The organism is Rhodococcus gordoniae (assembly GCF_001646655.1).
Taxonomy (GTDB): Bacteria; Actinomycetota; Actinomycetes; order Mycobacteriales; family Mycobacteriaceae; genus Rhodococcus; species Rhodococcus gordoniae.
In genome coordinates this window covers 62,598-70,131 of the sequence record NZ_LPZN01000031.1, presented here as the reverse complement: position 1 = coordinate 70,131, position 7,534 = coordinate 62,598, and the positions used below count along the sequence as shown (strand labels likewise).

The following is a 7,534-nucleotide window of genomic DNA, read 5'->3' as shown; positions in this document are numbered from 1 at the left end:
AGAACTACGGCGGGGCGGCGTGCGGTGGCGCACCGACGGTGACGTTGCGGGAGGCGTTCGCGCGGTCGTGCAACACGGCCTTCGTCGAGATGGGTATCGACGACGGACGTGAGGCCCTCGTCGGCCAGGCGGAGAAGCTCGGCATCGGGGAGACCCTCGACATCCCGTTGCCCGTCGCGCCGAGCACCGTCGGCCCCATCCCGGACGGTGCGGCGCTCGGCCAGTCGAGCATCGGTCAGCGCGACGTGGCGCTCACTCCGCTGCAGAACGCGTCGATCGCCGCGACGATCGCCAACGGTGGTGTCCGCATGAAGCCGTATCTCGTGGACCGGCGCCAGGGCCCCGATCTGTCGGTGCTGGCGGAGACCAAACCCGAGTCGCTCGGTCAGGCCATCTCGCCGGAGGTCTCCGCGACCCTCACCGACCTGATGATCGGCGCCGAGAACAACGCCGGTGGCGGCGGTGCGATCCAGGGTGTGCAGATCGCGTCGAAGACGGGCACCGCGGAGCACGGCAACGATCCGCGGAACACCCCGCCGCACACCTGGTACATCGCGTTCGCACCCGCACAACAACCCCGCATCGCCGTGGCGGTGCTCGTGGAGGACGGCGGCGACCGAGCTCTCGCCGCGACCGGCGGCTCGGTGGCCGCCCCGATCGGCCGGGCCGTCATCTCGGCCGGATTACAGGGAGGCTGACATGGCTCTGAGCAGCGGCGCCATGATCGCCGACCGTTACCGTCTCCAGCGGCTCATCGCGACCGGCGGAATGGGTCAGGTGTGGGAAGGACTCGACACCCGGCTCGACCGGCGGGTCGCGGTGAAGGTCCTCAAGGCCGAGTTGTCCGGCGACGAGGACTTCCTCGCCCGGTTCCGGTTCGAGGCGCGCACCACCGCACAACTCAACCATCCCGGTATCGCCGGGGTGTTCGACTACGGCGAGACCACCGACGCCGAAGGCCAGTCCATCGCCTATCTGGTGATGGAGCTGGTGCACGGCGAGCCGCTCAACGCCGTCCTGTCCCGGCTGGGGCGCCTGTCGCTGCCGCATGCGCTCGACATGCTGGAGCAGACCGGACGTGCGCTGCAGGCGGCACACAACGCCGGCGTGGTCCACCGCGACGTCAAGCCGGGCAACATCCTCATCACCCCGACGGGCCAGGTGAAGATCACCGACTTCGGTATCGCGAAGGCGGTCGATGCCTCCCCGGTCACCCGCACCGGCATGGTGATGGGCACCGCGCAGTACATCGCGCCCGAGCAGGCATTGGGCCAGGAGGCCACGTCCGCGAGCGACGTCTACTCGCTGGGCGTCGTCGGCTACGAGGTGCTGTCGGGCCGGCGTCCGTTCCTCGGCGACAGCGTCGTGACGGTCGCGATGAAGCACGTCCAGGAGACCCCGGCACCCCTGCCGACGGATCTTCCGGCCGAGGTGCGCGAACTCATCGAGATCGCGATGTCGAAGGACCCCGCCTACCGCTACGCGAACGGTGGCGAGTTCGCGAACGCCGTCGCCGCGGTGCGCTCGGGCCGGCCCGTGCCGCCGCCCGGCAACGTGCCGCCCGTGACCAGCGCCAACCGGGTTCTTCCGCCCGGCGTTCCCGGGACCACGGCCCCGACCTCCGCGACCCGTGCACTGCATCCGACCCAGCAGTACGACCAGACCGCGTACTCGTCGGTGCCGCGCTCCGCGCAACCGCCCACCGCCGGACGCCCGCCGGTGATGGGTCCGCCGACCTCGGGTATGCCCGCCGACGACCGCGGTCGGCGTATGCCGAGCCCCACCGCGCTGGCCTGGGCCGCGGGTGCGGCCGTCGTGCTCGCCCTCGTGACCCTGGGCATCGTGCTGTTCGGCGGCGACGACGAAGAACCCGCACGCGCCCCGTCGCCGACGACACAGCTCACCACGACCCGCGCGACCACCACCACGACGACCCGGCCGCCGCAGACCATCACGACGACGTTCGTGCCGTTGCCACCGCCCGTCGAGACGGAGACCTTCGTCCCCACCCCGACGCCGACCACGACGGTGCCGCCGACGACCACGGTGGAGCCGACGACCGTGCCACCCACGACCACACAGCCCACCACCACGGCGGAGCCGACGACCACCGCGACGACGACCACCCCCACGGAGGCCACGGGTGGCGGCAACGGCGGAACGGGCGGCACGGAGGGTGGCGGCGGCAGCGAGACCGACCCCGAGGCCGCAGGTGGAGGGGACGACAATTCATCCGCAACCAGCAACGGTACGAACAACCAAGGAACGTCATGACCACACCCCGCAAGCTCTCCTCCCGCTACGAGCTGGGTGAGATCCTCGGCTTCGGCGGTATGTCCGAGGTGCATCTCGCGCGGGATCTGCGGCTCGGCCGGGATGTGGCCATCAAGGTGTTACGTGCCGATCTTGCACGCGACCCTACGTTCTACCTGCGTTTCCGACGCGAGGCGCAGAACGCTGCTGCACTGAACCATCCGGCGATCGTCGCCGTCTACGACACCGGTGAGGCCGAGACCGAGGCCGGACCGCTGCCCTACATCGTCATGGAGTACGTCGAGGGCGACACGCTGCGCGACCTCGTGCGCGCCGACGGACCGATGACCCCCAAGCGGGCGATGGAGGTCATCGCCGACGTGTGCGCGGCCCTGGACTTCAGCCACCGCAACATGATCGTGCACCGCGACGTGAAGCCGGCCAACGTCATGATCAACAAGGCCGGGGCGGTGAAGGTCATGGACTTCGGCATCGCCCGTGCCATCTCCGACGCCGCGAGTCCGATGACGCAGACGGCCGCGGTGATCGGCACCGCGCAGTACCTCTCGCCCGAGCAGGCACGCGGTGAGCAGGTCGACGCCCGGTCGGACGTCTACTCGGTGGGCTGCGTCCTGTTCGAGATCCTCACCGGCGAACCTCCGTTCAAGGGCGACTCGCCCGTCGCGGTGGCCTACCAGCATGTGCGGGAGGATCCGCCCCTGCCGTCGTCGGTGAATTCGTCCGTGCCGCCCGAGCTCGACTCGGTGATCCTCAAAGCGATGGCGAAGAACCCCGCGAACCGCTACCAGTCGGCCGCGGAGATGCGCAGCGACCTGATCCGCGTGCTGAGCGGACAGCGTCCGAGCGCGCCGATGGTGATGACCGACGAGGACCGCACCACGCTGCTCGACTCCGCCGACAACAACCCCGGCCGGTACAACCGCGTCGCGCCCGCCGGTGCGGCCGGAGCACCCGCCGACGAGTCCGGTGGTGGTTCGGTTCTCAAGAAGGTGCTGCTCGGGATCGCCGCGGTGGCGGTCGTCGGCGTGGTCGGTGTCTTCCTGTGGTCGCTCGGACCCGGTTCGACGGCCGCCCAGGTCGCGGTTCCCGACGTCCGCAACGTCCCCGCCGAGGTCGCCGAGAGCCGGCTGCAGAACGCCGGCTTCCGGGTCTCGATCCAGCAGAAGAGCGATCCGGTGGTCGCGAAGGGCAACGTCATCAACACCCGTCCCGTGCCCGGAAGCCAGACCGAGGAAGGCTCGACCGTGACGCTCGAGGTGTCGAGCGGACCGGAGCAGGTGCAGATTCCGCGGCTCGAAGGGATGACGCAGGAACGCGCAGCCCAGGAGCTGTCCGCCGTCGGTCTGCGGCTCGACCCGAATGTCGGCCGCGCTCCGTCGGCCGCCGCCGACGAGGATCTCGTCGTCGACCAGAGCCCCGGCGCAGGCGCGAGTGTCGACCGCGACAGCCCGATCACCGTCACCCTGGGATCCGGCCCCGAACTGGTGCGCGTCCCCAATGTGGTGGGCCAGACCGTCGAGGTGGCGAGCGACAACATCGAAGGTGCGGGCTTCACGGTGGTCGTCGAGCAGATCGACTCCAGCGAGACCGAGGGCACCGTCGTGTCGACGAGCCCCGCCGGTGGCGCCTCCACCGAACAGGGCTCGACGGTGACCGTGCGGGTGTCCAACGGCGACCGCATCGAGATGCCCGTCATCACCAACCGCTCGGTTTCCGACGCGCTGACCGCCCTGCGCAGCGCCGGCTGGACGGGCAACGCCTCCCAGCTCCAGCAGACACGGGAGGCGACGCTCGACGTCGATCTCGTCGGCACAGTGATCACGCAGGCCCAGCCGCCGGGTTCGGAGATCTCGAAGAACCAGCCCATCTCCGTGGGAGTGGGTGTGCTCGGTATCCGCTGAGCGGCTCGTGAATCACGAAAGGCGCCGGTCCTCGAAGGGATCGGCGCCTTTCTCGTCGAACGGGGATGCTCAGGCGGCTCCACCGTCGAGGGCGCGGGCCATCTGCGCCTCGAGCCGGGCGACGAGCGCCTCGTCGGGGGCTTCACCGCAGACCGTGAGCCAGTTCGCGAGCATCCGGTGACCGCCCTGCGTGAGCACCGACTCCGGATGGAACTGCACACCGTGGATCGGCAGCTCGGCGTGACGCAGGGCCATGACGATCCCGGTCTCCGTATGGCCGGTCGGCTCCAGCTCGGCGGGCATCGTCTCGGGCAGCACGGTCAGCGAGTGGTAGCGGGTCGCGGTGAACGGGTTCGGCAGGCCGGCGAGCACACCCGCACCGGTGTGGCGGACCAGGCTGGTCTTGCCGTGCAGCAGTTCGGGGGCGCGGTCGACGGTCGCGCCGAACGCGACGCCGATGGACTGGTGGCCGAGGCACACACCGAGCAGCGGAGTGCCGGTGTCGGCGCATGCCTTGACCAGGTCGATGCTCACCCCGGCCCGTTCGGGGGTGCCCGGGCCGGGGCTGAGCAGGATGCCGTCGTACTCGCTCGCGACCCGCGTGAGAGCACCCGGTGCGGTGAGCTGCGCGTCGTCGTTGCGCCACACGTCGGCAGTCGTTCCGAGCTGACCCAGATACTGGACCAGGTTGAAGACGAAGCTGTCGTAGTTGTCGACGACGAGAATGCGCATGAGACGAGGGTACTCAGTGGCCCGAATCGGGCGACCCGCCCGTGCACCGCTCAGCGCGCGGACGAACCGCCGGTGTAGGCGGGAACCGACAGGTCGTTCGACACCTGCTGCCCGTAACCGAGTTGATAGCGAGCCGCGTACTGCTTGTAGATGCGGATACCGGGTTCGGCATCGAGAGCGGCCTGCAGCCGCGCCGGGTCGCCCAGTGCGGTGACGACATAGGGCGGCGAGTAGGTACGTCCGTGCAGCAGCAACGTGTTGCCGATACAGCGAGGCGCGGACGTCGCGACGATCCGCTGGTCCTGCATGGCCACGGCCTCGGCACCGCCGGCCCACATCGCGTTGAGCACGCTCTGCACGTCCTGCTGGTGCACGACGAGATCGTCGGGCGACGCACCGGACGGATACCGTCCGTTCGCGTCGCGGGGTGCGTCGGTCAGGGTCACGGTCACGCCCGGGCCTCGCCGGGCCACGAGCCCGGCCGGGTCCTCGATCGCCGACAGGTCGTCGAGTACCGCGGCGACGTCCTCGTCCGTCACGGCGGCGCGGTTCTGGAGTTCGTCGATGCGGGCGGCGAGATCGTCGCGTGTGGCGGCCAGTTCGTCGGCCTTCTCCTGCGCGGCGCGGACCAGATCGGACAGTCGCGGGGAGTCGCCGGCGCGCAGTTCGTCGCCGTCGGACACTCCGCGGGTCGTGCCCACGAGCAGACCGGCCACGAGGCAGACGACGAGGGTCGCGACACCCCACACGGGTGCGCGCAGTCGTCGTTCCGACACGTCGTACCTCCGATCCTGGCCTTACGTTAGCGTGATCTCGACAGGTAGCCGACCGACCACTCCATCCGTATGCGACGGATGGAGTCGTGAGAACGAGGACATCATGCCCAAGTCGAAGGTTCGCAAGAAGGACGTCTCCGCGACCCGGACCGTGAGCCGCACACCGGTGAAGGTCAAGGCCGGGCCGTCGAGCGCGTTGTACGTGACGGTGATGCTCGGCCTGATGGTCATCGGACTGTTGTGGCTGGTCGTGTACTACCTCGCGGCCGAGCAGATCGCCTGGATGAACGATCTCGGAGCCTGGAACTTCCTGATCGGCTTCGGGTTCATGGTCGTCGGCCTGATCATGACGATGAGATGGCGCTGACCCCACCCGCACGGGTTACACCGATGTTATTCATCCCCACCTGGGGATAACACTGTGCACAACCCGATGATCGGCCCCGCACGAGGACGCTGAAGAGGACGCGCATGCCCGACGACACACCGTTGCGATGGTCGACCCCGCCCGCCGCGATCGCGGCCCTGTCGGCCGCCGGTATCGCCCTCGCCGTCACGGCGGTAGTCGCGGTTCCCGACGCGGCCGGTCGCGTGCTGGTGGGTTTCGCGGCGATGCTCGTCCTCGTGACGGTCGCGCTCGCACTGCGACAGCGTCCGCGTCTCGAGGTGCTACCGGGAGGGGCGGGTATCGCGACGATGCGGCTGACGGGTCGTCGCGAGTTCCCGCGCGCGGCCCTGCACCGCGTGCGGATCGTCGAATACCCGCGGTTCGGGCGGCGCGTGCCGATGCTCGAGATCGACACGGTCGACCCCGCGACCGGCACCGAGAGCCTGATGATCTTCGGCCGGTGGGATCTGGGCACCGACCCGAGGACCGTGCACGCGGCCCTCGCGGTGCGCGATCTGGCGCCCGATCAGACGCCCAACTGAGCGCGTAGCCGCAGCACGGCGAGCACGATCGCGACCAGCGTCACCACGACGACGGCGACCAGCGCGATCCATCCGGTGCGCACGATGCGTTCCCGGTCGTTGCCGGCGCCGAGATACTGCGGGGCGTACAACAGGGCCGCGGTCGCGGCGGCACCGGCCACGAGACCTCCCAGGTGACCCCACAGCGAGATACCCGGGATCGTGATGCTGATGATCACGTTGAGGCCCACGATGGTGAGCACGGGTGCCGGGCTCCGGCGCAGACGCAGCAGGATGACGGCCTGTGCCCCGAGCAGACCGAAGACCGCTCCCGACGCACCGGCCGTGACCGCACCGGTCTCCATGAACAGCACCGCGGCGGATCCGCCGAGGATCGACACGAGATAGACCGAGAGGTAGCGGACGCGTCCGAGCACGAGTTCGGTGTCGCGGCCGATCACCCACAGAGCGAACATGTTGACGGCCAGATGCATCGGACCGAAGTGCAGGAAACCGCTGCCGAGGATCCGGATGTACTCGTCCTGCGCGGCGATGAGGGGCGGCCACAGCGCCCAGTCGAGGAACAGCGCAGAACCCTGCTCGTTGTTCAGCACGCTCGCCGACTGCGCGGCGGTGATGCCGAAGACGAGCACGTTCAGGGCGATGAGCACGTACGTCACGATCGGCGACGGCCGATCCGAACGGACGGGCGCGCCGGCGATCGTGCGGGCCCGCGGCACCGACCGTTCGGCTGCGGCGACGCAGTCCACGCAGTGCTGTCCGACAGACGCGTCGCGCAGGCACTCGGGGCACGAGGGCCGGCCGCACCGGGAACAGGCGAGAAGGGTGGGACGGTCGGGGTGGCGAACGCACCGCGGCTGGGGCTGCGGGCCACCACCCTCGGGCACGGAGCCCCAGCCGGGGTTCGTCATGGGAACTCTC

At 69.7% G+C, this 7,534-nt stretch carries 8 protein-coding genes; 5 read left to right on the top strand and 3 right to left on the bottom strand.

The features are described 5' to 3' along the window. The 3 genes from A8G18_RS13480 to pknB all read left to right on the top strand — a co-directional run. Positions 1-698 (top strand): penicillin-binding transpeptidase domain-containing protein (locus A8G18_RS13480; RefSeq protein WP_280746894.1); only part of this gene is annotated, 698 nt, incomplete at its 5' end. A gap of 1 nt (position 699) precedes the next feature. Then, the gene (locus A8G18_RS13475; protein WP_064064268.1) at positions 700-2,274 is read left to right on the top strand and encodes a serine/threonine-protein kinase; all 1,575 of its coding nucleotides are present in this window, start codon (positions 700-702) and stop codon (positions 2,272-2,274) included. Next, positions 2,271-4,175: a Stk1 family PASTA domain-containing Ser/Thr kinase gene (gene pknB / locus A8G18_RS13470; protein ID WP_064064267.1), complete on the top strand. Its 1,905-nt coding sequence runs from the start codon at positions 2,271-2,273 to the stop codon at positions 4,173-4,175. Before A8G18_RS13475 ends, pknB begins: the two co-directional genes overlap by 4 nt. 69 nt (positions 4,176-4,244) lie before the next feature. On the opposite strand, the gene A8G18_RS13465 is transcribed toward pknB, so the two are convergent. Both A8G18_RS13465 and A8G18_RS13460 read right to left on the bottom strand, forming a co-directional pair. After that, positions 4,245-4,907, bottom strand: coding sequence for an aminodeoxychorismate/anthranilate synthase component II (locus A8G18_RS13465; RefSeq protein WP_016931496.1), 663 nt, complete (start codon positions 4,905-4,907; stop codon positions 4,245-4,247). A 50-nt stretch (positions 4,908-4,957) separates the two neighbouring features. Then, positions 4,958-5,683, bottom strand: a complete 726-nt coding sequence (locus tag A8G18_RS13460) for a DUF881 domain-containing protein (protein WP_016931497.1) — start codon at positions 5,681-5,683, stop codon at positions 4,958-4,960. A gap of 103 nt (positions 5,684-5,786) precedes the next feature. On the opposite strand from A8G18_RS13460, the gene crgA reads away from it, so the two are divergent. Then, positions 5,787-6,050, top strand: a complete 264-nt coding sequence (gene crgA, locus A8G18_RS13455) for a cell division protein CrgA (protein ID WP_016931498.1) — start codon at positions 5,787-5,789, stop codon at positions 6,048-6,050. 104 nt (positions 6,051-6,154) lie between these two features. Beyond that, the gene (locus tag A8G18_RS13450) at positions 6,155-6,613 is read left to right on the top strand and encodes a PH domain-containing protein (protein ID WP_064064266.1); all 459 of its coding nucleotides are present in this window, start codon (positions 6,155-6,157) and stop codon (positions 6,611-6,613) included. Here the strand turns inward: A8G18_RS13450 and A8G18_RS13445 are convergent. Beyond that, positions 6,598-7,524: a rhomboid family intramembrane serine protease gene (locus tag A8G18_RS13445; protein ID WP_064064265.1), complete on the bottom strand. Its 927-nt coding sequence runs from the start codon at positions 7,522-7,524 to the stop codon at positions 6,598-6,600. The genes A8G18_RS13450 and A8G18_RS13445 overlap by 16 nt on opposite strands. Positions 7,525-7,534 lie beyond the last annotated feature (10 nt).

Excerpts from the sequence above, each read along its gene's own strand:
- pknB (WP_064064267.1), top strand. The coding sequence starts at position 2,271 with ATGACCACACCCCGCAAGCTCTCCTCCCGCTACGAGCTGGGTGAGATC.
- A8G18_RS13475 (WP_064064268.1), top strand. The coding sequence starts at position 700 with ATGGCTCTGAGCAGCGGCGCCATGATCGCCGACCGTTACCGTCTCCAG.
- A8G18_RS13465 (WP_016931496.1), bottom strand. The coding sequence starts at position 4,907 with ATGCGCATTCTCGTCGTCGACAACTACGACAGCTTCGTCTTCAACCTG.
- crgA (WP_016931498.1), top strand. The coding sequence starts at position 5,787 with ATGCCCAAGTCGAAGGTTCGCAAGAAGGACGTCTCCGCGACCCGGACC.
- A8G18_RS13450 (WP_064064266.1), top strand. The coding sequence starts at position 6,155 with ATGCCCGACGACACACCGTTGCGATGGTCGACCCCGCCCGCCGCGATC.
- A8G18_RS13445 (WP_064064265.1), bottom strand. The coding sequence starts at position 7,524 with ATGACGAACCCCGGCTGGGGCTCCGTGCCCGAGGGTGGTGGCCCGCAG.